The organism is Nocardiopsis baichengensis YIM 90130, from assembly GCF_000341205.1.
Classification (GTDB): domain Bacteria; phylum Actinomycetota; class Actinomycetes; order Streptosporangiales; family Streptosporangiaceae; genus Nocardiopsis_A; species Nocardiopsis_A halophila.
On record NZ_ANAS01000012.1, the window covers coordinates 1 to 24,534 of the forward strand.

Here is a 24,534-nt window from a genome sequence, read left to right on the forward strand (position 1 = left end):
CCTCAGGGAAGCCCGGTCACTCCTTGGGGGAGAGCTCGGCCATCTCGCCCCAGCCGTCCACGGGGGCGTCGACGTTGATGATGCTCGGCGTCGCCGCGATCGCCCCGGACATCGCCTCGAGTCCGGCCTTGAAGTGGTCGGACTCCACGTGCGCCTTGCCCGCCTCGGCGTCGGCGAAGCCTTCGAGCAGGACGTAGGTGTTCGGCTCCTCCAGGCTCCGCGACCACTCGAAGAAGACGTTGCCCGGCTCGGCGCGGGTGGCCTGGGTGAACGCGGCGACGCGCTCGGGCCACTCCTCGACGAGCTCAGGGCGGACGGGGAACTTCACCGCGATGAAGATCATGGCTGGCCTGCCTTTCCGATGCGGATGCGGACGGGTCGTCCACGGCTCCGGCGGCGGGGCGGAAGGGCCGACGGGGCGCGACCGCTCCGCGGCCCGCGACGGCGGGGCCGTCCCCGGCCTGCACGTGCCGTTCGCCGCCATGCTGCCCGCCCGGCCCGGCCGACGCGACCGCCGCCGCGCGGGATTCCGGCGGTGCCGGAAACTCCGCTCCCCGCTCAGACGGCGAAGCGTGCCGCCGCCCGGTGCAGGACCTCTTCGATACGCGGGCGCCGGTCCCGGTACTCGTGGGTGGGCAGGGACACCGAGAGCGCACGGGCCTCGGCGCCCTCGGTCGGTCCGCCCAGCGGGACGGCCAGGCAGGAGTAGGCGTCGTCGGCCTCGCCCACCGAGACCGCGAGACCGGTCCGCCGCACCCGGGCCAGTTCGGCCTCGAACGCGTCCCGGGCCGTGATGGTGTGCGCGGTCAGGCGCGCCATCCCGTGCCGGTCCAGGTAGCGGGTGCGCGCCGACCGGGGCAGGGACGCCAGCAGGGCCTTGCCGTGGGCGGTGGCGTGCGCCCGGCGCTCGCGCGCGACGACGAACGGGTCGGCGCCCTCCTCGGGCGGGGCGGTGCTGTCGACGACGGTGATCTCCCCGCCCTGGAAGACGGTGAAGTAGGCCTCGGCCCCGGTGGCCTTGCGCACGGCCGGGAGCAGGTCGCGCATGGCGGAGGCGGTGCGCACCTGGCTGCCGTAGGCGCGGTGCAGGTGCGGGACGCGCGGCCCGAGCGCGTACCCGCGCGGCGTGCGGACCACGTGTCCGCGCTCGGTCAGTGGGCCCAGCAGGTGGTACACGGTCGACAGCGAACAGCCCACTCTGCGGGCCAGCGCCTTGGCCGACACGGGACCGGAGCCCTCGGCGACGGCGTCGAGGAGGTCCAGCGCCCGTTCCACCGAGCGCGGCCCGTCCGATGCGGTCATACCGGCCTACCTTCTCAAGTCTCCTCTGCGCGTTCTCGCTGTGCGGTTCGTCCGGGGCCCGCGCGCCCGGTCCCGGCGTGGCCCGGGGACGGTGCGGACCCGGTACGGGGCTCCGCCCGTGACGGCCCGGCGCCCAGCGGGGGCGGCGCCGCAGGGAGCCGTGATGCGGATCCGGCAGTGCGGGGCGGCGCGGTTCGGTTCGGCCCCGCGCGGTCCGGTACGGGCCGAAGCGTCGGTACAGGCCCGTACAGGCCTGTGCAGGCCTGTGCAGGGCCCCGTCGGACGCGTGGCGCCTCCTCTTAAGCGTACGTCCCGTCGGCGCGTGAGGGCGGACACGCCCGATCCGAAGGGGCGAGTCCAGGGCCCGCACCCCAAGAGGTATCGAAAATCCGATGTCGGATAGAGGGATTCCTATTGGTCGCCCGTGCATCCGCAGGACTACGGTCGTACCCGCAACGCACTGACACTGTGTGCGCAAGGCGTCAGGCCGACGAATGACCGACGAACGGCCGGCGCCGCCGAACAAGGGGGGACGAGACCGATGGCCCGCATTCTCTTCGTCATGACCGGATCCGACCACTGGACGCTCACCGACGGCACCCGGCACCCGACCGGGTTCTGGGCCGAGGAGTTCCTCGCGCCCTACAAGGCCTTCACCGCCGCCGGACACGAGGTCACCGTGGCGACGCCCGGCAGGGTGGTGCCGCCCGTCGACAAGGGCAGCCTGGCCCCGGAGGCCAACGGCGGGCAGGAGGGCGCCGACGCGGCCGCCGCCGCGATCGAGGCCGCCCCCGAGCTCCGCTCCCCGGCCGCTCTGGAGCAGGTCGCCGCCTCCGACTACGACGCCGTGTTCTACCCCGGCGGCCACGGCCCCATGGAGGACCTGGCGGTCAGCGGCGACTCGGCCCGCGTCCTGACCGACGCCCTCGCCTCCGGCCGTCCGCTGGCCGTCGTCTGCCACGCCCCGGCCGCGCTCCTGGCCACCGAGGGCGCCGAGGGCGGCTCCCCGTTCGCCGGCTACCGCCTCACCGGCTTCACCAACGCGGAGGAGACCCAGGCGGGCCTCGCGGACAAGGCCCCCTGGCTGCTCCAGGACCGCCTGGTCGCACTCGGCGCGCGCTTCGAGGAGGGCGAGCCCTGGCAGCCCAACGTGGTCACCGACCGCAACCTCGTGACCGGTCAGAACCCGGCCTCGTCCGAGCCCCTGGCCCGCGAGGTCCTGGCCCGGCTGGGCTGACCCGTGAGCGCCGACCGCCGCGGCTCCCAGGACCGCCGCGACCGCCCGGGGCGCGGGGAAGGGGCCGACCGCCTGACGGAGGTGCTGGACGCCGCGTTCGCCTGCCTGGCGCGCTACGGCGCCCGGCGCACCACCATGGACGACATCGCCGCCGAGGTGGGCGTCTCGCGGTCGGCGCTCTACCAGTACGTCCGGAACAAGGACGACGCCTTCAGGCAGCTGGCCGAGCGCCTGCACGGGCGCGCCTCTGAACGCGCCCGCCGGGCGGCACGCGCGCGCGGCGGGGCGGCCGACCGCGTGGCCGGGGTGCTCGATGCCAAGCTCGACCTGGCCCTGGAACTGCGCGGGCACTCCCCGCACACGGTCGAGCTCATGGACGAGCACGCACGCGTGTTCGGCGACGTCTGCGCCCGCTTCACCGGCGACATCCGGGAGCTGCTCGTCGCGATCTTCACCGAGGCGGGAACCGCCGGCGGCGTCACGCCGGAGGACGCCGCCGACTCCTGCCTGGCCCTGGCCGTCGGACTGGAGCGGCACTCCGCCGCGCAGCGCCTCATCGGCCCCGCGGCCCGTGTCCTCGCCGAGGGCCTGGCGGCCCAGGGCGGGCAGGGCCGCTGAACCCGTCCCATCCCCAGAGTGAACATCCCCGCAGTGAACAGATACGGAGGAACCCATGCCGACCAAAGGCCGTGAAGTCCACCTCGTGAAGCGCCCGGTCGGGGAGCCCGTCCCGGGGGACTTCTCCCTCGTGGAGACCGAGGTGCCCGACCCGGGCCCCGGCCAGGTCCTCGTCCGCAACGACTGGTTCTCCGTCGACCCCTACATGCGCGGGCGGATGAACGACGTCAAGTCCTACGTCCCCCCGTTCGCCCTGAACGCCCCGATGGACGGCGCCGCCGTCGGGACCGTCGTGGCCTCCAACGCCCCGGAGGTCCCCGAGGGCACCGTCGTCCGCCACGGCCTGGGCTGGAGGGAGTACGCGGTCCTGGACGCCTCGGCGGCCGATTCCGTGGACACCTCCATCGCGCCCGCCCAGGCCTACCTGGGGGCGCTCGGCATGACCGGCCTGACCGCCTACGCGGGGCTGACCGAGGTCGCCCCGGTGCGCGAGGGCGACGTGGTCTTCGTCTCCGGCGCCGCCGGGGCGGTGGGCTCGGTCGCCGCGCGCATCGCCCGCCACCACGGGGCCTCCCGGGTCATCGGCTCGGCCGGGGGACCGGAGAAGGCGCGCCGCCTGACCGAGGAGTTCGGCTACGACGCCGCCGTGGACTACAAGCGCGGCGCCCTCGAAGAGGACCTGAAGGAGGCCGCCCCCAAGGGGATCGACGTCTACTTCGACAACGTCGGCGGCGACCACCTGCGCGCCGCCATCGCGCAGCTGCGCGTGGGCGGCCGGGTCGCGATGTGCGGGGCGATCTCCCAGTACAACGCGACCGAGCCGGTCCCCGGCCCGGACAACCTGGTGCTGGCCGTCGGCAAGCGACTGACCCTGCGGGGGTTCATCGTGACCGACCACATGGACCTGGGCCGGGAATACGCCGGCCTGGCCGCGCGCTGGCTGTCGGAGGGCACCCTGCCCCATGAGGAGACGGTGGTCGAGGGCATCGACAACGCCGTGGACGCCTTCATCGGGATGCTCAAGGGTGCCAACACCGGCAAGATGCTCATCCGTCTCGCCTCGGCCTGACCCGGGGCGGGCCAAGCAGGACAAGCAGGAGCGGAACGGGGTGCGTCCGTCCGGCCGCACCCCGGCCGCGAGATCAGCCGCAGAGTCAGAACAGCCACAGAGTCAGAGAGCAGGTCAGCGAATGATCGACGTGACGCTCAATACCGGCGCGGCCATGCCGCAGCTGGGCTTCGGCGTCTGGCAGGTGCCCGACGACGACGCCTACACCGCGGTGAAGGCGGCCCTTGAGGCGGGTTACCGGAGTATCGACACCGCGCGGATCTACGAGAACGAGGCCGGGACCGGGCGCGCGCTGCGCGACTCGCAGATCCCGCGCGACGAGCTGTTCGTGACCACCAAGCTGTGGAACTCCGACCAGGGCTTCGACGAGACGCTGCGCGCCTTCGACGCCAGCCTGGAGCGTCTGGGCCTGGACCACGTGGACCTGTACCTGATCCACTGGCCGGTCCCCGAGCAGGACAAGTACGTCGACTCCTGGAAGGCGATGGAGCGCCTGCACGCCGAGGGGCGGGCCAAGGCCATCGGCCTGTCCAACTTCACCGAGAAGACCCTGGGCCGCCTCCTGGCCTCGGCCGACGTGGTGCCGGCGGTCAACCAGATCGAGCTGCACCCGCACCTGGCCCAGGACCGCATGCGGGAGCTGGGCGCCGAGCACGGCATCGCGACCGAGGCCTGGAGCCCGCTGGGCCAGGGCAAGGAGCTGCTGGGCGAGCCGGTCCTCACCGAGATCGGCGCGGCGCACGGCAAGTCCCCGGCACAGGTGGTCCTGCGCTGGCACCTCCAGCGCGGCACCATCGTCATCCCCAAGTCGGTGACGCCGTCGCGCATCAAGGAGAACATCGACGTCTTCGACTTCGAGCTCTCCGACGAGGAGATGGGCCGGATCGGGACCCTGGACTCGGGCAGCCGCCTGGGCCCGGACCCCGACGAGATGAACTGGCTGGGCTGAGGCCCGGTCCGCCGGACCCCGTGTCCGGCTTCGTTCCCGGCCCGGTCCGGCGCTGAGGGGGCGCCGGACCGGGCCGGGCCCCGTCCCGTCACAGAGGGGCCGGTCGGGCGCGGGTCCCTCCGGCGGAAGTGCCGTCCGGCATTCAGGGGGCCGTCGGACTCACTCCTGTGTGCCCCGCCGTCCGTCCCGGGCGCCGCGCTCCCCGGATCCTTCGCGCCGGGACGCGCGCGCGTCGAGGATGGACAGGACCTCCTCGCCCCAGCGCAGGTTCTCCTCCTCGAAGTACCGCCCGCGCAGCAGGGTCAGGAACGGCCCCACGTGGTCGGTCTCGGCCAGGTACTCCTCCTCGGAGCGGCCGGCCAGCAGGCGCTCACGGATCCGCTCGTAGCGGGCCAGCTTGGCGCGTGCGCGCTCCATGCGCTCCATCACCGAGGTGCGCACCGCGTCGGGGTCGCCGGCGTCCACGGCCTGGAGCTTGACCAGCATCTCGTCGCGGATCGCCGTGGGCTTGGCCGGGCGCCGGGTGAACGCGTGCAGCACCTGGCGCCCCTCCTCGGTCAGCGAGAACACGCGCTTGTTGGGGCGCCGCTCCTGCTCGACCACGCGCGCCCGGATGAGCCCCTCGCCCTCCATCCGCTCCAGCTCCCGGTAGAGCTGCTGGGGGGTGGAGGTCCAGAAGTCGGCGGTCGCGGTGTCGAAGCGTTTGGCCAGGTCGTAGCCTGATGCCTCCCCTTCCAGGAGCGCCGCCATCACCGCGTTTCGCAGAGCCATTCGGTCAACCTACCAGCGGTTCCGCGGGCGGATCCGGGGCCGGAGCGGGCCCGGGGACGGGCCCCGGGACCCGCCGCGCGCCGGGCTCACAGCTCGGCCGCCAGCCGGGTGCCCTGGTCGATCGCGCGCTTGGCGTCCAGCTCGGCCGCCACGTCCGCGCCCCCGAGCAGCAGCGCCTCGGTGCCGGCCGCGCGCAGCTCCTCGTACAGGCCCCGCTCCGGCTCCTGGCCGGTGCACAGCACCACGGTGTCCACCTCCAGCACCTCGTCCCGCCCGTCCACGGTGATGTGCAGGCCGGCGTCGTCGATGTGCCGGTAGGACACCCCCGGCACCATCGCCACGCCCCGGGCGCGCAGCTCGGTGCGGTGGATCCACCCGGTGGTCGTGCCCAGCCCCTTGCCGACCTTGCTGGTCTTGCGCTGGAGCAGGTGCACGCGGCGCGGCGGTGCGGGCCGCTCGGCCTCGCGCAGCGCCCCCGGCCCGGCGTAGCCGGGGTCCACGCCCCAGCGGTCGAAGAACGCCGCCGGGTCCTGGGCCGCCCCGTCGCCCTCGTCGGTGAGGAACTCGGCGACGTCGAAGCCGATGCCGCCGGCGCCCATGACCGCCACCCGCTCGCCGACGCGGGCGGTGCCGCGCAGCACGTCCAGGTAGCCCACCACGCTCGGGTGGTCGACGCCGGGCAGCTCCGGCACCCGCGGCCGGACGCCGGTGGCCACCGCGACCGCGTCGAAGCCCTCGGCGGCCAGCCCCTCCGCCGTGGCGGGCGCGCCCAGCCGGACCTCGACCCCCAGCTCCTCCAGGCGCACCCGGAAGTAGCGCAGCGTCTCCTCGAACTCCTCCTTGCCCGGCACCCGGCGGGCGACGTCGAGCTGGCCGCCGATGCGGTCGGAGGCCTCGAAGAGCACCACCCGGTGCCCGCGCTCGGCGGCCGCCGTGGCGAAGGCCAGCCCGGCCGGCCCGGCGCCGGCCACCGCGACCCGCTTGGGCCGCACCGCCGGGGCGAGCACCAGCTCGGTCTCGTGGCAGGCCCGGGGGTTCACCAGGCAGGAGGTGATCTTCAGGCTGAAGGTGTGGTCCAGGCAGGCCTGGTTGCAGCCGATGCAGGTGTTGATCGCCTCGGACCGCCCCTGCCGCGCCTTGGCCGCGAACTCGGGGTCGGCCAGCAGCGGGCGGGCCAGCGAGACCATGTCGGCCTCGCCGTCGGCGAGGATGCGCTCGGCGGTCTCGGGGGTGTTGATCCGGTTGGCGGTGGCCAGCGGCACCCCGACGGTGCCCATCAGCTCCTTGGTGACCCAGCTGAAGGCGCCGCGCGGCACCGAGGCGGCGATGGTGGGGATGCGCGCCTCGTGCCAGCCCACGCCGGTGTTGACCATGTCGGCCCCGGCCGCCTCGACCTCCTTGGCCAGCGCCGTGACCTCGGGCAGCGTGGCGCCGCCGGGGACCAGGTCGAGCATGGAGAGCCGGTAGACGATCGCGGTGCCCGGGCCGACCCGCTCGCGCACCCGCCGCACGATCTCCACGGGGAAGCGCATGCGGTTCTCCAGCGACCCGCCCCAGCGGTCCTCACGCCGGTTGGTGGCGGCGCAGGTGAACTCGTTGATGAGGTAGCCCTCCGAGCCCATGATCTCCACGCCGTCGTACCCGGCGAGCCGGGCGAGCTCGGCGGCGCGGGCGAAGTCGTCGATGGTGCGCTCGACCTCCTCGTCGGTGAGCGCGCGCGGGGTGTAGGGGCTGATGGGGGCCTTGAGGGCGCTGGGGGCGACCAGGTCGGGGTGGTAGGCGTACCGGCCGAAGTGCAGGATCTGCATGGCGATCCGCCCGCCCTCGGCGTGCACCGCGTCGGTGACGGTGCGGTGCCGCTCGGCGTCCTCCTCCGTGGTCATCGTCGCCCCGCCCTCGTAGGGGCGCGCCTCGGCGTTGGGGGCGATGCCGCCGGTGACGATCAGGCCGACCCCGCCGCGGGCGCGCTCGGCGTAGAAGGCGGCCATGCGCTCGAAGCCGTCGGGGGCCTCCTCGAGGCCGACGTGCATCGACCCCATGACGAGCCGGTTGGGCAGCCGCAGCGGGCCCAGCTCGATGGGGGAGAAGAGGTGGGGGTAGTCGGGCATCGGCCGCCTCCTCGGTCCGGCTCCCGCGCGGGAGCGCTACTCGCAATGTTGCTATTCAGAAAATTGAATATACAGCAACACGCATGGAGGAGGGACGGGGGAGCCCGGTGCCCGTCCACGGGCACGGCCGCCTCACGGACCCGGGCGGCCGCCCGTCGCCGGTGTTCCGTGCCCGAGGGGTGCGCGGCGCCCTGCAGGCGCGTTCAGAGCTTCAGCTCGGGTTCGGGCAGCGAGCCCGGGGGACGGCACACGACCCGCAGCCGCACCGCGCCCCCGGCCTCCAGCTCGGCCAGCGCCGTGCCCTCGGCGCCGCGGAGGGCGTCAGCGACCTGCGCCGCCACCTCCTCCGCGCGCGCGGGATGGAAGTGCGGGCCGTAGCGGAGCTCGACCTCCACGCGCAGCTCCGGCGGGGAGGACGACCGGTCCAGCACGGTGCGGGCGTAGGGCAGGCCGCCCAGCGTCCGGTCGTACACGCGCCGCACGCCGGAGGCCCACTCCACGGCGCGCACGTCGGGCAGCCCGGCCAGCACCGCGTTGAGCACGGCCGGGAACAGCAGCCACTTCCGCCGTCCCCTCAGCTCCAGGGCGATGGCGTTGCCACGCTTGCCCAGGAACTCGAATGCGGGTGTCGGCCTGCACCCGTTCTTGCGCCGCAGCACCAGGTCGCCGGCGTCGTACCGGATCATCGGCTGCATCTGGACGAACGGGTGGAAGGCGGTCAGCACCAGCCGACCGGGCCCCTCGGCGACCGGCGTGTCCGACCCGGGCTCCAGGACCTCGCCGAAGACGTGCGGGTCGAGGTGGAACAGGTCGCACGCCGCGCAGCGCGACGCACCGCCGACGACCTCGGTCAGCGTGAAGCGGTCGGTCACCGGGCACCCCCAGGCCGAGGCGAGGAACCGCCGCCAGTGCGGGGCCGCCGCACCCCCGGCGACCGACACGCCGCGCAGGCCGAGCGCCCGCGGGTCGATGCCCTGCTCCATCAGGTGGCCGGTCAGCAGGAGCACATGGTTGACCAGGCCGCTCAGGAACTCCACGCGGGTGCGGAAGCCGGGCAGGTCGTAGCGCGTCGTGAGGGCGCGGACGGTCTCGCCCAGCAGAAGGTCGTCGGTGACGCCCGAGGACAGCGACAAACCCGGCGCCGGCAGCCGGAGCGGCGTGCCGTGGTAGGCGTTGGGCAGGTTCAGCGAGATGGGGCGCGGGCCGTCGTGCGCCAGGGGCGCCGTCAAGCGCTCGAAGTAGGCCGCCAAGAAGTCGGACTCCTCGACCGAGCGGCGCACCGGCAGAGGGGTCCCCGTGCTGCCCGAGGTGTGTCCGAGCGCGCCGAGCAGGACGTCGTCGGCCACGAACCGCGCAGGCGAGGCGGCCACCACGGCCCGGTACAGGACCGGCAGACCCCTCAGCAGTTCGGAGGCCGACCCCAGGCGCCCTTGGGGCAGCGACCAGGAGGCGTACTCAGGGTGCTCCCGGTACCAGGGCACGTGTGCGCGGGCGTGCGCGATGGTCCGGTGGGCCAGCGCCGCGTGCAGGGCGTCCAGGAAGCGCGCGGGGACCTCGCCCTCCAGCGACGCCAGGGAGAACAGGCGTGCCAGTCCTCCCGGGTCGACGTCCTCCATGTGCGCCAGGCGGTCGCGCACGAGGAGCGGGGCGTCGGCGTTCTCGGTGTTCTCTGTGTCCGGGGAGGGGCGGGGGCCGCTCGGGCCCCCGCCCCGGCTCCGCTCCGTCACCGGCGCTGCAGCCCTTCCGCCAGGGCCTTGGCGGACGACTCCGCCGACACCTCGGCGACGACCTCAGCGGTCACCTGGGCGGCCAGGGCCCGGGTCTGGTCGCTGTCCAACTGGGCCTTGCTCTCGCCGATCGCCCGCTCAGCGACCGAGACCAGGTCGTTCATCTCGCTCAGCATGTCCGGCTCACCAGTCCTTTCCCTGTCTCGACGACTCCCGTGGGCGGGAGTCCCGTCGGTTCTTCATCCGCCCCTGCGCGGGGGCGTCGCGGGGTCACCTGGTGCGCAGTCCCGGCGGCAGGTGGTCCCACAGGTTGAGGTGGACGAGGTGCCAGCGGTCGCGCCGCCACTCAAGGCCGCACAGTCCGGTGTTGTAGATCCGGAAGCACACCGCGTCGGTCCCCGCCGCCAGACGCAGGAGCGTCTTGATCAGTCCGCCGTGGCTGACGGCCAGCACCGCGCCCCTGTCCTCGTCCCGCGCGCGCTCGGCCGATCGCGCCAGTCCGGTCAGGGCCGACCGGGCCTGCTCCTTGAACCCCTCATAGGCCTCCCTGCGCTCCTCCTCGCTCGCCGGGCCGCCGGGCGTCCGCACGCGGGCCAGCCCCGCGGGAACCGGCTCCGGCGCCGGGGGCAGGTGCGCGGCCACATGGAAGGCGGCCTCGCGCAGGTCCTCGCGCGTCTCCAGGCCGGCCCCCAGCAGCGCGGCCGGATAGGCGGCGGTCTGGCGCGCCCGCAGCAGCGGGCTGGTGTACACGGCGGCGAGGCGCAGCCGGCGCGTGCCGTCGACCCGGGGGCCCGCGGCGAGCCAGCGCCCCAGCAGCAGGGACTGGCGGTGGCCCAGGACCGTCAGGGCGCTGTCGTCGTCGCACCCGGGGGTGAGCTGCCAGAGCGACTGCCCGTGCCGGGCGATCAGGATCCGCGCACCGCCGCCGCTCATGTCCACGCCATGCCGAGCGTCCGGGCCGCCCTCCTGTACTTGGAGTCGGCGACGTAGTCGACGCCGAAGCGCTCTTGGAGCAGGCCGGACAGCACGCGGATCAGCCGGGGCACCCTGGGGTCGCGCGCCATATCGGCGTCCAGGCGCGGATAGACCGGGAACTCCACCTCGGAGAAGGAGGCCTCGGTGGCCTCCGGGTCCGGGGCGCGCAGGTCCACCACGCGGGCGCGGTCCATCGTGCAGCGCAGGGCGTCGCGGCCGTCCACCCACACGAAGAAGGGGTGCCGGAACTGGCGCAGGCGGATCGCCGGGAACAGGTCGTCGCCGGTCAGCCCGGTGGCCTTGCGCAGGTGCACGCCCGGCTGGTCGATGTCCTCGCGCGCCAGGAGCCGCTGGACCACGGCCGCGGCCTCGGGCGAGTCCGGCTGCAGCTGGACCGTCCGCTTGTCCTGGCCTTCGAACGAGTAGCGGTGGTCGCGTCGGACGCCGTGCTCGTCGGCCCCGAACTTGAAGGCGCAGAAGGCGTGCGTCTTGATGTTGCACGTGGTGCGCAGCACCATGTCGCCGCGGAGCAGCCGGTGGTCGGCGGTGTCGTAGTAGACGCCGGTGTTCATCCGGGGCTCGGTGCGCGCGTAGCTCTTCTCGGCGATCTCGGCCCCCTCGACCAGGGAGCCGATGGCGGCCTTGGTGTCGTCCAGCCAGGCGTAGTAGTCGGTGTCGGAGACCGACTCGGGGAAGTCGAGCTTGACGCCGAGCTGGTTGAACACGGCGAAGCCCCCCTCGCGGGAGTACACCGGCTCGCCGTCGGGGACGCGCAGCTCCGGGGCGCCGTCCCCGCGCGCGCTCACCGCTCCTCCTTCCGGGTCCGCATGATCGCCTCGCACAGGGCCTCCAGCTTCTCGTCCAGCACCTGCGGCGCGAACATCGCGTTGCCCGTCGGGTCGTAGGTCGCGGTGTTGCTGAAGACGCTCGCGAAGTTCTTCTGCCGGGGTCCGCGCAGCACCAGGGTGCAGGTCATCGCCTCGCGCGGCAGGACCACGCGGTGGATGCGGTGGTAGCTGAGGCGGTAGGCGCCGCCGGCCTCCTCCTCCGACGGCTCGGTCTCGCGCAGCGGGGTGCGCCCCAGGGCCCGGTAGAAGTTGCCGACCGTGGTGTCGCCGCGCTTCTCGGGGATGTACTGGTACTCGCCGTACTCGGTGCCCGAGGCGTCGCGCACGAAGTTCTGGGAGACGAGCCGGCCGGTCAGCACGGACGACCAGAAGCTGAACCGGTGGTCGTGGATCTGCTCGTCGAGGGCCTCGGTGGTGCTGTACGGCGGGCGCCACAGGTGCAGGGTCAGCCGGTAGGAGCGGCGGTCGCCGGTGTCGGCGAGGACGATCTTGTCGAAGTGGTTGGTGTGGTGGTAGGAGCGCCCGGCGATGCGGGCCAGGAGCGGAGGCGAGTCCTGGACCTCGCGCAGCAGGCGGAGCACGTTCCTGGGAGCGGCCAGGTGCCGGATCAGGTCGAGGTTGGACAGGCGCACCGGCCCGGAGTCCTGTACGGGGAGTGTGCCGATGGCCTGGAGCGCGCGCTCGTATACCGGGGTGTCCCGCGTCATCGGTTGTGTGGTCGGAGAAGCCATGCCCCCTCCAAGAGGATGGTGGCGTGGTCGTCCCCGGCCGGGGGAAGGGGAGAGGCGGACGTCGGCCCGCCGCGGCTGCGGGCGTCCTCTCCCCGTTCCCTGTCGGCCTGGGAGCGAAGTGGACTTGACCCTAGGTCCGTCCGGGGCGCCGTTCTAGGGGCCACGGGATGTTCGGGAACAAGGTCACCCGAGGTGGGGACGCTGGTCGTCCCATCGGGCCAGGAGCAGGCCGATGAGGTCGTCGCGGCTCAGCCCGGCCGCGCGGGCGCGCCTCACGAGGTCGTCGGCGGCCGAGCTCAGCGGATCGGCGGGGGCGGGCGGGGTGACGAAGGTCCCCCGGGTGCCCCGCCCGTCCAGGACCCCTTCCCGTTCCAGCTCGCGGTAGGCGCGCGCCACCGTGTTGGCGGCCAGGCCCAGATCGGCGGCCAGGCGCCGGACCGGCGGGAGGCGGTGCCCGGGGGGCAGGGCGCCGGCGGCGATGAGCCCGCGGATCTGCTCGCGCACCTGCTCGTAGGGAGGGACGTGGGAGCGGGGATCGACGGTGATCATCATCGCGCGCCGCCGCCCGTGCCGCCCGTGCCGCCGGTGCCGCCGCCCGTGCTTCCGCTCGTCCCCCCGTCCGCAGGGGACGGGGCGGGGCCGGCAGGGAAGCCCTGCGGCCACAGCCGGTCGCGGTACCGCCGCCCCGGGCCGGCCAGGTCGATCGCGACGGCGGCCGCGATGTAGGCGAGGGCGGCGGCGAAGGTCCCGCCCATCAGCAGCACGGCGGCGGGGTTCTGGATGACCATGGCCCCGCTGACCGTTTCGGTCGCCAACACGCCGACGATGGCCGCGGCGAGGGCGCACAGGGCGGTGGAGGCGGCCAGCAGGGCGCGCAGCCGGTAGGCGCGCACGGCGTCGTCGGCGGCGAACTCGTAGGGGGCGGCGGCGGGGCGGGGCGCGGCGATGAACCGCCCGGCCAGCAGGGCGGTCCCGGCGGCGATGACGGGGCCCGCCGCGGCGAGGAGGACGAGCACGGGCCAGTCGGCCTCCGCCGTGTCGACGCGCCCGGTTCCGGCGAAGGCCAGGAGCACCCCGAGCGCCGCGACGGGGAGGAGCCCTGCGGCCGCTGCGCCCCAGCCCGCGGCCGGAGGGACGTAGTCGTCCACTGAGGGCAGGAACGGCCGGGCGACGCGGGGAGAGCCGTCCTGGCGGGAGGCCGTCGCGCGGACCACGGGGATGACGGCCCCCGCCGCCCGCCCGAGCAGGTAGGCGGCGACGATGGTGGCCGCCCAGGCGTTCTCGTGGCGCAGCTCGGGCACCGCGAGTCCGGTGCCGAGGGCGGCCAGGATGAGCACGGCGCAGGTGGCCGCCGCGGCGGACTCGTCGCCGTACAGGCGCCGGGCGAGCCACGGTCCGGCGTAGGAGGGGGGCAGCCCGGCCCGCGCGACGAAGCGCCGCACCGGCTTGACGGCCGGGGGTTTCAGGCTGGACGAGACGGACTGCGACACGCTGAGGAAGACGACGGCGAGGGCGATCCAGGTGGCCATGGAGGGACTCCTTGTATTGCTCTTGTGTCAATGTAGCAGTACAAGAGCGAGGGTGCACTCGGGGGCGTCGGAACGGTCCAGCACCACCGGGGGCACAGAGGGCCTGCCGACCAGGCGCTGCCGCACCCTTCGACCGTGTCCGCAGGAGTGGTGGAACCCCGGCGCCCCGCCGTCGACCCACCGGTCCGACCCCGCGTTGATCGTGGAGGCATCGGCCCTGAAAAGCCCGGCGATACCTCCACGATCAACGGCAGAGCGGCGCAGGGGGCGCCGGGGAGTGACACCACTCCGGCGGACGCGACCCGCCCTTCAGGCACGCGCGTGCCCACACCGGCTTCTTCCGCACGCGCACCGGCTCGGGGAGGGTCGGTCGATGCGCGTCGCGTCGGCGAGGATCGGGCCGACCCGCCGCGAGCGGTGCGGGTGCTCTCCGGCCAGGTCCTCGCCGGCCATAGGGGTCCCCTCTTCATGAGCGGCCCGGTCACGGGGCGGCTCCGACGTCGGCGGCCGGGCCCGGTGCCGGGCCCGCGCCCGAAGCACCGCTCGTGCGGCGGCGCCGTCAGGGACTCCCCTGCGGCCGCCGGTTTCGATCCTCGTTTAAAAGCCTTGATGCCGCCGACGCGCCTTCAGGACCATTTGTCTGCACGAAGTACCCGCCCCAGGTGAGCGACTGGGCAGTGTTCGGGAGATTCATGAAGGCGATGCGATCACGTTTTACGGCCAAAGCGGTCAGGCTGGCTTTTCTGGGGGTGCTGGCGGCCTCTCTCGGTCTGGCGGCGCCCTTGGAGCCCGCCCCCGCCTACGCCGACAGCTGCACCTACAAGGACGTCAGTTACTACCCGGGGTCGACGACGGGGGCCAACGTCCGCTACGGCGAGGTCGAGGTGCGCCTCAAGATCTGCGGCAGCAACACGGACGACTGGTCCGCGACCGAGAGCCACTGGAGAAATTCCACTGGAGCGGTCCTCGGATTCAAGTTCGACAGCGTCCGCGTCGTCGAAACCGGGACCGGCTACAGCCCTCCCGAGAAGGAATGGGAGCTCCGAATCACCGCTAAGTCCTGCCCTCCCGCCACGGGCTACTTCTGCTCCAGAAGCATGGGGTTCACGGCGCCGATCAAGGTCACCATGGCCGGCAACGGCAACTACCGCTGGAATCACCACACCACGGAGGCGAGCGGCTCGGGGACAGCGCTCTACCGGACTCCCTAGCACGGCCCGATCCGCCGGGGCCGTGGTGTCCGCGTCGGGCCGGAAGGCCCGCAGGGAAGCCACGCCCCGGTGGGGCAGCATCCCGTCGAGGGCGCTGCCGCCCGGGGGCGTCTTCCCCGCACCGTCAGTGCGGGGAAGACGCCCCCGATCACCGGAACCGGACCGAGGCGACGAGCACCGGCCCGGTGCACGCGGCCCGGCTCGTATCGGTGGAGGCGCCGCCCCACGGGCCGTGGACGGTCGCGGCCAGGCGGACCGCCCGAGCGGACCCGCGCGAAGTCGTGGGCCGTGGTCTCCGTGCACGTCGGCGGCGCGCTCGATCGTGTGCGGTCGGCGGCACGGTCGGTCGCGGTGCCCGGAATCGTGCGTCCGCCGTCGCCGTGCCCGGGGGCCGGACGCCTGGGCTCCCCGCCGGATGCTCCGCTCCTCGCCGCCGCCGAGGCGATCCCGGGCACAATGGGGGCATGTCCCGCACCGACCGGCCCGCCTCCGCGCGCGGGCGCCCCGTGCCGAGCTGGACCGAGACCGCGCTGCGCCGCCGCCCGGCCCAGCGCCGCAGCAGGGAGCGGGTCGAACGGCTGCTGTGCGCCTGCGCCGAGGTGCTGGAGGAGACCGGGCCGGCCGGGGTGACCACCACCGAGGTGGCGCGCCGCGCCGAGATCCCCATCGGCACCGTCTACCAGTTCTTCACCGACAAGGACGGCCTCATCCGCGCGCTGGCCGCGCGGAACATGGAGCTGTTCACCGAACGCCTCGCCGAGTGCCTGGACGACGCGGGCCGCGCGGGCGCCGCCGACTGGGCCTCCGTCGCCCTGACCGCCGTCGACACCTACGTCGAGATGCGCCGCACGGTCCCCGGCTTCGGCGTCCTCGACGCCGACCCGGACCCCGGCTACGACCCCCGGGTGTGCCCCGCCCGCCCCACCACCGGGCGGACGGGTCCCGGCGCCCGCGACGACCGGGTCTCCGACACCCTGCTGGCGCTGGGCCTGGCGGTCACCGGGACCGAGCCCGCCCCGCAGGTGGAGCGCCGTGTGCGGGTCGCGGTGGAGGCGGCCGACGCCGTGCTCTCCCTGGCCTTCCGCGCCGACCCGTCCGGTGACGAGACGATGATCGGCGAGTGCCGGGCCCTGCTGCGCTCCTACCTGGCCGAAGCCGACTCCGACGCGCCCGCTTGAGAACGCCGCACCCCGCGGCCGAACGGCGCCGACCGCGGAGTCGGCCCCGGAGCCGGCCGGGGCCGGCCGGGCTCATCCCCCGGGCGGAGTGGTGAGCAGGGGCAGGACCACCTCGTCCACGATCTCTTCGCCCACGTGGTCGGGGATCGGTGTCCCGAGGAACAGGAAGTGGTGCCGCATGACGGCCTGGCCCGCCTCAAGGCGCCGGGGGGTGAGGGCCTTGGAGGAGATCTCGCCCCGGTCCACCGCGCGCTCTGCGACCTGCCGGATCTGGGCCACCCCCGTGCCCCGCGACGCCGACCGGATCTGCCGGGCGGTCTCGTCGTCGTGCAGGACCTCGCCGAGCACCCCGCGCATCGCCTCCCCGGCGGGCCCTTCCAGCAGCCGCGCCGTGCTGCGGAAGAGCTCCAGCAGGTCGCCCCGGAGGCCCCCGGTGTCCGGCGGGTCCACGTACTGCGGCAGCACGTGGTACACCGCGTCCATGACCAGGCGGCCCCGGTTGGGCCAGCGCCGGTACAGCGAGGCCTTCCCGGTCCGGGCCCGCTCGGCGACGCCCTCCATGGTCAGCCGCGCATAGCCGACCTCTTCCAGCTCGGCCAGGACCGCCTCGAAGATCGCCGCGTTGAGCGCCTCACCGCGCCGGCGCGGGCGCTTGCGCGGGTCCTGCCCGGACGCGCTCTGCGGCGTGTGCTCGGGTGCTTCGGCGCCTTGGGTGCCCACGGGATCGGGCCGCCTTTCGGATCGCTGGTCGGTCCCCGGAGACGGCGGAACGGCCGCCTCCGCGGATGCGGTTCGGGTTCGGTACGGCTGCGGCGCAGGGGCCGGGACGGTGCCGCCCGGCGGCCTCACGCACCGGCGGCCCCTGGGGATTCTACGGACGTCTCCGGGCCGTCCGCGGTGACGCGCCCGGTGTCGCCGTCGACCCGCACCGGCGCCCCGTCGGCCAGCGCGGTGGTGCCGTGGCCGGTTCCCATGACGGCCGGGATGCCGTATTCGCGGGCCACGATCGCCGCGTGAGAGCCCGCTCCTCCGGAGTCCACCACCACGGCCGCCTCGCGCTGGAACAGCGGTGTCCAGGACGGGGTTGGTGTAGGGGCACACCAGCACGTCCCCGGCCCGCATGCGCCCGAACTCCGAGGGCTCGCGGACGACGCGGGCGGTCCCGGCGGCCGTGCCCCCGCCGGCGGGGGAGCCGGTCGTGAGCACCGGTCCGCCCCCGTCCCCGGTGCCCGCGCCCCGGCTCCCGGAGGCGGCCCGGCTCCCGGAGGCGGCCCGGTCCGGCAGTTCGAGCATGGGGACACGGGCCAGGGACTCCCGCTTGGCGGCCCGGCGGCGGACGGTCGCCCGCAGCCGGGCCGCCTCCCCGCGCGGCAGACCGGGGAGTGCGGTGATCCGCTCGAGTTCGTCCGACCGCAGGTGGAAGACCTCGTCCCGGGACTCCGGCACCCCTTCGTCCACGAGGCGCCGCCCCGTCTCCAGGAGCGCGCTCCGCAGGATCGGCAGCGCACGGGTGAAGTGGAAGTGGGTGTCCTCGCGGAAGGCGATCCCGGCGCGGAAACGCTCGACCAGCCGGGTCGCCAGGCGCCGGGCGCCGGGGCGGGGCAGGCGCAGCGTGGCGGTCACCGCGATCAGCGCCGCCACGCCCAGCGGCAGGGAGAGGTGGAAGATCCATCGCCACCCCAGTGCATCGGTGACCGCCCCGCCCAGCAGCGGGCCGCCCACCGCGGCCAGGGCGAACACCGCCCCGAACAGCCCCAGGCAGCGGCCGCGCCCGTGGGGGCTGACCAGCTCGCCCAGGGCCGACTGGACGCCGACCATCACCCCGCCCCGCCGGCGCCCTGCACGATGCGGGCGGCGATCAGCGCCTCCATGGAGTCGGCCTGCCCGGCCGCCAGGGCGCCCGCGGTGAACAGCGCGATGGCCGCCTGGAGCGGGCGGGTGCGGCCGAACCGGTCGCCGAGCCTGCCGGCGAGCGGCATCACCGCCGTGGCCGCCACCAGGTAGGCGGTGAGCACGGCGGGCATCAGGGCGAGGCCGCCCAGATCGCCCGCGACGGCCGGCAGTGCGGGCACGACGGCGGTCTGGTCGACCGCGCCGAGCAGCATCCCCAGCGCCAGGCCGGGCAGGGCCCGGCGCACGTGCGGGGGCGCGGGGGTGCGGGTCCGGACCATCGGGCGGCCTGCTCGCCACGGGCGGGCGGACGTTCAATGAACGATCCGTTCCCAAAATAGCCCTCCACGACAGAGAACGCAACGTTCCCAAAGTGGTGGCCATGCACGGCCGCACCTCCGGTGCGGTGGGGCGGGGCGCGGCGAAAGCTCTGCCGTAGCTCTGCCGTGCCGGGGATGTCGGCGCGGTTACGGCGGGTGTGACCACATATAGTTGCGATTCGCACCTGCAATGACACAGAGCGTGGTGTGCCGGGAGGGGTGCTGGGACCGGCCCGGAGGGGAAGGCCGTTCTTGACGGAGAAGGGGACCGACCGGGGAGCCGAGATGGCGAGACCGGGAACCAGGCGCCGACGACTGCTCGTCCCCGCGCTCCTGGGCTGCCTGGCGGTCGCCGTCGCGCTGGCGATCGCCGTGGTCTGGAGGACCGACGTCTACGACCGCAACATCGGTCGCATCACCGACGCCGTCCCCGACGAGGGCGGCCGTCCGGTCGACGACCCGGGGGAGAACTGGCTCCTCATCGGATCGGACATGCGCGGGGAGTCCACGGCCGACAAGTGGCGCGAAGGCGAGGCCGACGCCGATGTGATCATGCTGCTGCACGTGCCCGAAGGGGAGGCCCGCGCCTACGTGGTCGCGATCTCCCGGGACTCCTGGGTGGACATCCCCGGGCACGGCCGGGGCAAGCTCGCCGACGCCTACTCCGAGGGCGGCCCCAAGCTGCTCACCCAGACCGTGGAGGAGCTGGGCGGCGTGCGGGTGGACCACTTCGCCGCGGTGGACTTCGCCGGATTCGAGGCGATGACCGACGCCCTGGGAGGCGTGGTGATCGACCTGCCCTACGAGGTGTACGACCCCACCAACGGCTGGTACTGGGAGGCCGGGGAGAACCGCATGGACGGCGAGGAGGCGCTGCGCTTCGTCCGCGAGCGCAAGGGCCTCTCCGGCAGCGACCTGGACCGCATCGAGCGCCAGCAGGTGTTCCTGCGGGCCATGGCCGAGAAGGCGGTCAGCGAGGAGGTGCGCGGGGACCCGCGCCGCCTGGACGCCTTCCTGGTCGCCGCCAGCGAGTCGGTCGCGGTGGACGAGGACACCACCATGGCCATGATGCGGGGCCTGATGATGCGCCTGGTGGGCATCGGCCCCGAGGGCACCGTCTTCATGATGCTGCCCGCGTCCTCCACCGGCTGGGAGGGCGAGCAGAACGTGGTCTACCTGGACGGGGAGATCGTCTCGGGCGTCTTCGAGCGGGTGCGCGACGGGGGGCTCATGGAGTACATCACCGAGCACGGGCTGGAGCACGAGGCCCGGAGCATCGACTAGCGCCTTCGCCGACCGCGCGCGGAGAGCGGGGCGCCCGACCGGTCGGTGTGGCCGACGGATCAGGGGGACGACTCATCGGTCACATCCGGCCCTGAACAGGAAGAGCACGGGTCCCACACCGGTTGCCCCTGCCCGGAACGGTTTACGCACCACCACCGACACCACCACTGAGGAGAGCCATGTCCGCCACCGACCAGCCGACCGCGACCGCCCGCGAGTGGCAGCTCATCGCCCGCCCGAAGGGCTGGCCCGTGCCCGACGACTTCCGGTTCGTCGCGCGGGACCTGCCTCCGCTCGGGCCGGGGGAGGTGCGGGTGCGCAACACCTACGTCTCGGTCGACCCGTACATGCGGGGGCGGATGGACGACACGCCCTCCTACGTTCCGCCCTTCCAGCTCTTCGAGCCGCTGGAGGGCGGTGCGGTCGGGCGCGTGGAGGCCTCGCGCTCCGCGGACCTGGCCGAGGGCGACCTGGTGCTGCACGGCATGGGGTGGCGCGACGTCGCCCAGGGGGCGGCGGCCGCCTTCCGGCGCCTCGACCCGGTGCCCGGGGTGCCCGAGTCGGCCTACCTGCACGTGCTGGGCATGACCGGCCTGACCGCCTACGTGGGGCTGCTGGACGTGGCGGGGATGCGCCCGGGCGACACGGTGTTCATCTCCGGGGCGGCCGGGGCCGTGGGCAGCGTGGCCGGGCAGATCGCACGCCTGAAGGGGGCCGCCCGCGTGGTGGGCTCGGCCGGCAGCGACGCCAAGGTCGACCTGCTGACCTCCAAGTACGGCTACGACGCCGCGTTCAACTACAAGAGCGGCGACGTCCGGTCGCTGCTGCGCGACGCCGCTCCGGACGGGATCGACGTCTACTTCGACAACGTGGGCGGCGACCACCTGGAGGCGGCGCTGGAGGCGTTCAACCGCGACGGGCGCACGGCGGTGTGCGGCATGATCTCGGCCTACAACAGCGAGGAGCCCCAGGCGGCGCCGCGCAACCTGTCCGAGGTGGTCAAGAAGGGGCTGACGCTCAAGGGCTTCACGGTCGGGTTCTACACGGACCGGATGAAGGACTTCGTCGCCGAGGCCGGGCAGTGGCTGTCCGAGGGGAGCCTCGTCTACGACGAGACGGTGGTGGAGGGCGTGGACAACACGCTCCAGGCCTTCCTCGACATGATGCAGGGCGCGAACACCGGAAAGATGCTGGTCCGCGTCTGAGGCGGCACCGCCTGCGCCGCCCCTCTCCTCCTGGACGGCGAGGGGCGGCGCCTTCGTGTCAAGGCAGCGCGGCGGACGCCCGCGGTCCTCAGGGGGTCCCGGGGGCGATCCCTACGGCCGGGAGGATCGCCTGGTCCACGATCTGTTCCAGGTACTCGTCGCTCGGGGGGCGCATCGAGTCGATCATGTACTTGAAGAGCAGCGCCTCGCCCAGGTCGACCACCACGGGGGTCACACGCTCGCGGGGGATGATCCCCCGGTCCGCGTAGTGCAGCAGCGCCGTCTTGGTGAACCGGCCCCCGCGAGGGTCGAACACCTCGCGGTACAGGCGCTTGTGGAGGTCGGGGCGGCGCCATGAGGCCTCCAGCGTCGTGGACATGGCCTGTGCGTACAGGGGGCGGCCGAGGAAGGAGTCGCGCATCAGCCGCAGGGCCGCGACCAGGTCGCCGCGCAGGTCGTCCGCGCCCGGCGCCGGCTCCTCCACCGGGTAGGTGGCGCGCAGCGCCTCGAGGATGATGTCCTCGGGCGTGTCCCAGCGGCGGTAGAGCGAGGTCTTCGCGGTCCCCGCGCGGCGGGCGATGCCCTCCATGGTCGCCCCGTCGAACCCCCGCTGCGCCGCCTCTTCGACGGCGGCGTCGTGGATCGCGCGGACCAGTTCCTCCCCGCGCCTGCGCGTGCCCTTGGGGCGGGCGCCCTCCCCGGCCGCGTGTTCCGCCTGCGGTTCCTCGTCCATCCCGTACTCCACCCGGTTCGACCGTGCCGTTCCACTTAGAAAACGCTTGCGTAGCTTATTGGGGTCGTGTTAGATACGGCTACGTATCTAATAGCCTGTGACGGGGGACCCCTCATGTCCACACCATCCTCCCCGCCGCCCGGAGCGGCCCCGGCCGCCCGGCGTTCCCTCGCGCCCGACCTCGCGCGCGGGTTCATGCTGCTCATCATCGCCACCGTGCACGTCCACATGTTCCGCATCGCGATCGGCGGCGGCGCCGGCTACTCCCTGGACGGCCCCCTGGACACCGCCGCCACCGCGGTCATCGCGCTGTTCGCGGAGAACCGCGGCTATCCGATGTTCGCCGCGCTCTTCGGGTACGGCCTGGCGCAGATCCACCGCCGCCGTACCGCCGAGGGGCGCGAATGGCCCTGGGTGCGCCGGCTGCTGCGCCGCCGGGGGCGCTGGCTGGTCGCCATCGGCCTGGCCCACGCCGTCCTGATCTTCTTCGGCGACATCATCGCCGTCTATGGCCTGATCGCCCTGGCGTTCGCCGGGGTGATGCGCTGGACCGACCGCCGCCTGCTCGCCCATGCCCTGGCCTGGGGTTCGGCGGGCACGCTCGCCTACTCGGCCGTCAACACCGCGATGATGAGCGCGGGGGCCGAGGCCGCGCAGGTCACCTCCCCGCTGGAGGACCTGGCCGCCCGCGTGTTCATGCTGCCGTTCTTCCTGCCGCTGCTGATCGTCATCTCGGTCTTCCCTTTCATGGCCGGGGTCTGGGCCGCCCGGCGCCGCCTGCTCGACGAGCCCGGCCGCAACCGCGCCCTCCTGGTGCGCCTGGCCGCGATCGGCATCCCGGCGGCCGTGCTCGGCGGCGTGCCGCACATGCTCGCCAACATCGAGGTGTGGCAGCCCTCCGCCCCCGCGGCCACCGCGGTGTTCTGGCTGCACATGCTGGTGGGCTACGCCGGCGGCTTCGGGTACGCGGCGCTCATCGCCCTGATCGCGCTGCGCCTGGGGGACCGGCGCGGCCCGGTCGTCTCCGCGCTCGCCGCAACCGGCAAGCGGTCGATGACCTGCTACCTCCTCCAGTCGGTGGCCTGGCTGGTGCTCATGCCCGCCTACACGCTCGACCTCGCCGCCGACCTGGGCGACGCCGAGGCGGTCGGCATCGGTGCGGCGGTGTGGCTGGCCACGGTGATCCTGGCCGACCTGATGCGGCGTGCCGGCGACAAGCAGGGGCCGGCCGAGTGGTTCCTGCGCCGCATGACCTACGGGCGCCCAGAACGGGAGAAGGTCGCGACCCCGGCCTGAGACGCGCCCCCGGTGGCCCGCCCCCTCCGGGCGGGTCACCCCTCGCCGCTCCGGGGGTCCTCTGTGCGGGCCTCGCGGAGGTTGGCCGTCATCGCGTCGAGCATGCGTGTGAAGGCGTGCCGCTCCTCCTCGTCGAACCCGCGCAGGGCGCGGTCGGCCAGGGCGTTCATCTCGCCGTTGAGGGCCTCGCGCAGGGAGCGTCCTTTCTCGGTGAGCCGGACGCTCACCAAGCGCGCGTCGCTCGGGTGCGGGTGCCGTTCGATGAGCCCCGAGGCCTCCAGGCGTCCGGTCGTGCGGGTGACCGTCGGGGTGGACAGTCCCAGCCGCCGGGCGATCTCGCCGGGGGAGAGGCCGTCCTCCTGCCAGAGGCACATGAGCACGAACTGCTGGCCCTCCCGCACGCCGTGGCGCTCGAAGGCCGTCCCGGCCGCCTGGAGCATCGCGTTCTTGGCGCTCCAGAAGGAGGGGACGAAGTCGTCCTCCCAAGGGCGCAGCCATTCCTGCATAGACATCGTCCCTTGCCGCTCCTCGCTCCGGGCGCCCGTGCGCCTCCCGCACCCTTGCCGACAATTCGTTAGCTGGCTAATGTTCTCGTGGATCGTTGCCCGGCTAATGATAGGAGCCGCCATGCCGCCGCGCACCCGCCCCGACCCCTTCGCCGACGACGCCGCGCGCGGCTGGGACTCCTCCGCGCTCGACCTCGACGCCTACCTGGACGCCCTGGGAATCTCCGGGCCCCTGGGCCCCGACGCGGCCTCGGCCGCCGCCCTGCACCGGGCGCACGCCGCCGCGCTGCCCTTCGCCAACACCGACGTCCTCCTCGGCCGCACCGTCTCCCTGGACCTGGCCGACATCCAGGAGAAGCTGGTCCGCCGCTCCCGCGGGGGCTACTGCTACGAGCACAACCTCCTACTCGCCGCGGCCCTGGAGCGCATCGGCATCCGGGCGACCGGCCATCTCGGGCGCATCCGGGTGGGAGGGCGCTTCACCCCGGCCACCCACATGCTCCTCGGCCTGGACGTCCAGGGGGAGCGACTGATCGCCGACGTCGGTTTCGGCGGAGGGGGACTGCGCGAACCCATGCCGCGGGCTGCGGGCAGCGAATCCGTGCAGGGGGAGTGGACATACCGGATCGACGCCGAGGAGAGCCCTGGGGAGCACTCCCAGGAGAACGGCACCCGGGTCCTGAGCTCCCGTACCGGAGACGGCTGGACCGACCTCTACTCCTTCACCGACCAGCCCGCCTACCGGAACGACTACGAGATCTTCAACCACTACCTGTGCACCCACCCGCGCTCGCCCTTCAAGGCGCGCCTGTTCGCCCTGCGGGCGGTCGGGAAGGTGCGGCACCGCCTCATGAACACCGAGCTCTCGGCGGAGTACCCCGACGGCACCGGGGAGGCCCGCGAACTCAGCCGGGACGAGGTCCCCGAGGCCCTCAGGGACGTGTTCGGCGTCCGGCTCGATACCGACGACGCACATGCCGTCGGGGACGCGGCGGTGCGCCTGGCCCAGGGCTCGCCCTAGGCCCGCGCCGGCGCACCGCCTGTGGC

At 73.8% G+C, this 24,534-nt stretch carries 25 protein-coding genes and 1 pseudogene; 10 read left to right on the top strand and 16 right to left on the bottom strand.

Features of this window, described 5'->3' with window-relative positions:
* Window positions 1-16: 16 nt before the first annotated feature.
* Both C892_RS0110980 and C892_RS0110985 read right to left on the bottom strand, forming a co-directional pair.
* Window positions 17-343 carry a putative quinol monooxygenase gene (locus C892_RS0110980; RefSeq protein ID WP_017557224.1) on the bottom strand — a complete coding sequence of 109 codons (327 nt, stop codon included), beginning with the start codon at window positions 341-343 and terminating at the stop codon, window positions 17-19.
* Between the two features lie 215 nt (window positions 344-558).
* A complete protein-coding gene (locus C892_RS0110985) occupies window positions 559-1,302 on the bottom strand; it encodes an IclR family transcriptional regulator (RefSeq protein WP_017537086.1) in 744 nt (247 codons plus the stop codon).
* A gap of 541 nt (window positions 1,303-1,843) precedes the next feature.
* Between C892_RS0110985 and C892_RS0110990 the strand changes: the two genes are divergently transcribed.
* From C892_RS0110990 to C892_RS0111005, 4 genes are all read left to right on the top strand, one after another.
* A complete protein-coding gene (locus C892_RS0110990; RefSeq protein ID WP_017557225.1) occupies window positions 1,844-2,539 on the top strand; it encodes a type 1 glutamine amidotransferase domain-containing protein in 696 nt (231 codons plus the stop codon).
* 3 nt (window positions 2,540-2,542) lie between these two features.
* The gene (locus C892_RS28755; protein WP_017557226.1) at window positions 2,543-3,157 is read left to right on the top strand and encodes a TetR/AcrR family transcriptional regulator; all 615 of its coding nucleotides are present in this window, start codon (window positions 2,543-2,545) and stop codon (window positions 3,155-3,157) included.
* A 55-nt stretch (window positions 3,158-3,212) separates the two neighbouring features.
* Complete coding sequence (locus C892_RS0111000; protein ID WP_026124295.1) at window positions 3,213-4,226, top strand: NADP-dependent oxidoreductase; 1,014 nt, start codon at window positions 3,213-3,215, stop codon at window positions 4,224-4,226.
* Between the two features lie 121 nt (window positions 4,227-4,347).
* Window positions 4,348-5,175, top strand: a complete 828-nt coding sequence (locus C892_RS0111005) for an aldo/keto reductase (protein ID WP_017537082.1) — start codon at window positions 4,348-4,350, stop codon at window positions 5,173-5,175.
* A gap of 159 nt (window positions 5,176-5,334) precedes the next feature.
* Here the strand turns inward: C892_RS0111005 and C892_RS0111010 are convergent, their stop codons facing one another.
* From C892_RS0111010 to C892_RS0111050, 9 genes are all read right to left on the bottom strand, one after another.
* The gene (locus tag C892_RS0111010) at window positions 5,335-5,946 is read right to left on the bottom strand and encodes a PadR family transcriptional regulator (RefSeq protein WP_017537081.1); all 612 of its coding nucleotides are present in this window, start codon (window positions 5,944-5,946) and stop codon (window positions 5,335-5,337) included.
* Window positions 5,947-6,032: 86 nt separating this feature from the next.
* Window positions 6,033-8,054: an NADPH-dependent 2,4-dienoyl-CoA reductase gene (locus C892_RS0111015; RefSeq protein ID WP_017557227.1), complete on the bottom strand. Its 2,022-nt coding sequence runs from the start codon at window positions 8,052-8,054 to the stop codon at window positions 6,033-6,035.
* Window positions 8,055-8,257: 203 nt separating this feature from the next.
* Window positions 8,258-9,781 carry a phenylacetate--CoA ligase family protein gene (locus tag C892_RS0111020; RefSeq protein ID WP_017557228.1) on the bottom strand — a complete coding sequence of 508 codons (1,524 nt, stop codon included), beginning with the start codon at window positions 9,779-9,781 and terminating at the stop codon, window positions 8,258-8,260.
* Window positions 9,778-9,957, bottom strand: coding sequence for a hypothetical protein (locus C892_RS0111025; protein ID WP_017537078.1), 180 nt, complete (start codon window positions 9,955-9,957; stop codon window positions 9,778-9,780). Before C892_RS0111025 ends, C892_RS0111020 begins: the two co-directional genes overlap by 4 nt.
* A 94-nt stretch (window positions 9,958-10,051) precedes the next feature.
* Window positions 10,052-10,714 (bottom strand): histidine phosphatase family protein, encoded by a 663-nt coding sequence (locus C892_RS0111030; protein ID WP_040685375.1) that lies wholly within the window; start codon window positions 10,712-10,714, stop codon window positions 10,052-10,054.
* Entirely contained in the window at window positions 10,711-11,562 is an 852-nt protein-coding gene (locus C892_RS0111035; protein WP_017557230.1) for a hypothetical protein, read from the bottom strand. Before C892_RS0111035 ends, C892_RS0111030 begins: the two co-directional genes overlap by 4 nt.
* Window positions 11,559-12,335: a hypothetical protein gene (locus C892_RS0111040; RefSeq protein ID WP_239647347.1), complete on the bottom strand. Its 777-nt coding sequence runs from the start codon at window positions 12,333-12,335 to the stop codon at window positions 11,559-11,561. The genes C892_RS0111035 and C892_RS0111040 overlap by 4 nt, the downstream gene beginning before the upstream one ends.
* A gap of 183 nt (window positions 12,336-12,518) precedes the next feature.
* Entirely contained in the window at window positions 12,519-12,887 is a 369-nt protein-coding gene (locus tag C892_RS0111045; protein WP_394296673.1) for a GntR family transcriptional regulator, read from the bottom strand.
* Complete coding sequence (locus C892_RS0111050) at window positions 12,884-13,864, bottom strand: hypothetical protein (RefSeq protein ID WP_026124296.1); 981 nt, start codon at window positions 13,862-13,864, stop codon at window positions 12,884-12,886. Before C892_RS0111050 ends, C892_RS0111045 begins: the two co-directional genes overlap by 4 nt.
* A gap of 662 nt (window positions 13,865-14,526) precedes the next feature.
* Between C892_RS0111050 and C892_RS0111055 the strand changes: the two genes are divergently transcribed.
* Window positions 14,527-15,075 carry a hypothetical protein gene (locus C892_RS0111055; protein WP_017557232.1) on the top strand — a complete coding sequence of 183 codons (549 nt, stop codon included), beginning with the start codon at window positions 14,527-14,529 and terminating at the stop codon, window positions 15,073-15,075.
* A 464-nt stretch (window positions 15,076-15,539) separates the two neighbouring features.
* Window positions 15,540-16,253, top strand: coding sequence for a TetR/AcrR family transcriptional regulator (locus tag C892_RS0111060; protein ID WP_017557233.1), 714 nt, complete (start codon window positions 15,540-15,542; stop codon window positions 16,251-16,253).
* Between the two features lie 72 nt (window positions 16,254-16,325).
* Here the strand turns inward: C892_RS0111060 and C892_RS28760 are convergent, their stop codons facing one another.
* The 3 genes and pseudogenes from C892_RS28760 to C892_RS32735 form a co-directional block, all read right to left on the bottom strand.
* Window positions 16,326-16,973, bottom strand: coding sequence for a TetR/AcrR family transcriptional regulator (locus tag C892_RS28760; protein ID WP_040685376.1), 648 nt, complete (start codon window positions 16,971-16,973; stop codon window positions 16,326-16,328).
* 125 nt (window positions 16,974-17,098) lie between these two features.
* The gene (locus tag C892_RS32725; protein ID WP_338040846.1) at window positions 17,099-17,761 is read right to left on the bottom strand and encodes a PEP-utilizing enzyme; all 663 of its coding nucleotides are present in this window, start codon (window positions 17,759-17,761) and stop codon (window positions 17,099-17,101) included.
* Between the two features lie 127 nt (window positions 17,762-17,888).
* Window positions 17,889-18,424: pseudogene (locus tag C892_RS32735) on the bottom strand (MFS transporter); the annotation flags it as partial.
* A gap of 324 nt (window positions 18,425-18,748) precedes the next feature.
* Between C892_RS32735 and C892_RS0111075 the strand changes: the two are divergent.
* Window positions 18,749-19,747: an LCP family protein gene (locus C892_RS0111075; protein ID WP_040685377.1), complete on the top strand. Its 999-nt coding sequence runs from the start codon at window positions 18,749-18,751 to the stop codon at window positions 19,745-19,747.
* 179 nt (window positions 19,748-19,926) lie between these two features.
* Window positions 19,927-20,952, top strand: a complete 1,026-nt coding sequence (locus C892_RS0111080; protein WP_017557237.1) for an NADP-dependent oxidoreductase — start codon at window positions 19,927-19,929, stop codon at window positions 20,950-20,952.
* Between the two features lie 88 nt (window positions 20,953-21,040).
* On the opposite strand, the gene C892_RS0111085 is transcribed toward C892_RS0111080, so the two are convergent.
* The gene (locus C892_RS0111085; protein WP_040685378.1) at window positions 21,041-21,685 is read right to left on the bottom strand and encodes a TetR/AcrR family transcriptional regulator; all 645 of its coding nucleotides are present in this window, start codon (window positions 21,683-21,685) and stop codon (window positions 21,041-21,043) included.
* Window positions 21,686-21,799: 114 nt separating this feature from the next.
* Between C892_RS0111085 and C892_RS0111090 the strand changes: the two genes are divergently transcribed.
* Complete coding sequence (locus C892_RS0111090; protein ID WP_017557239.1) at window positions 21,800-22,981, top strand: DUF418 domain-containing protein; 1,182 nt, start codon at window positions 21,800-21,802, stop codon at window positions 22,979-22,981.
* Between the two features lie 35 nt (window positions 22,982-23,016).
* Here C892_RS0111090 and C892_RS0111095 read toward each other — a convergent pair whose 3' ends face one another.
* Entirely contained in the window at window positions 23,017-23,493 is a 477-nt protein-coding gene (locus C892_RS0111095) for a MarR family winged helix-turn-helix transcriptional regulator (protein WP_239647348.1), read from the bottom strand.
* Window positions 23,494-23,608: 115 nt separating this feature from the next.
* Between C892_RS0111095 and C892_RS0111100 the strand changes: the two genes are divergently transcribed.
* Entirely contained in the window at window positions 23,609-24,508 is a 900-nt protein-coding gene (locus tag C892_RS0111100) for an arylamine N-acetyltransferase family protein (RefSeq protein ID WP_017557241.1), read from the top strand.
* Window positions 24,509-24,534: the final 26 nt, after the last annotated feature.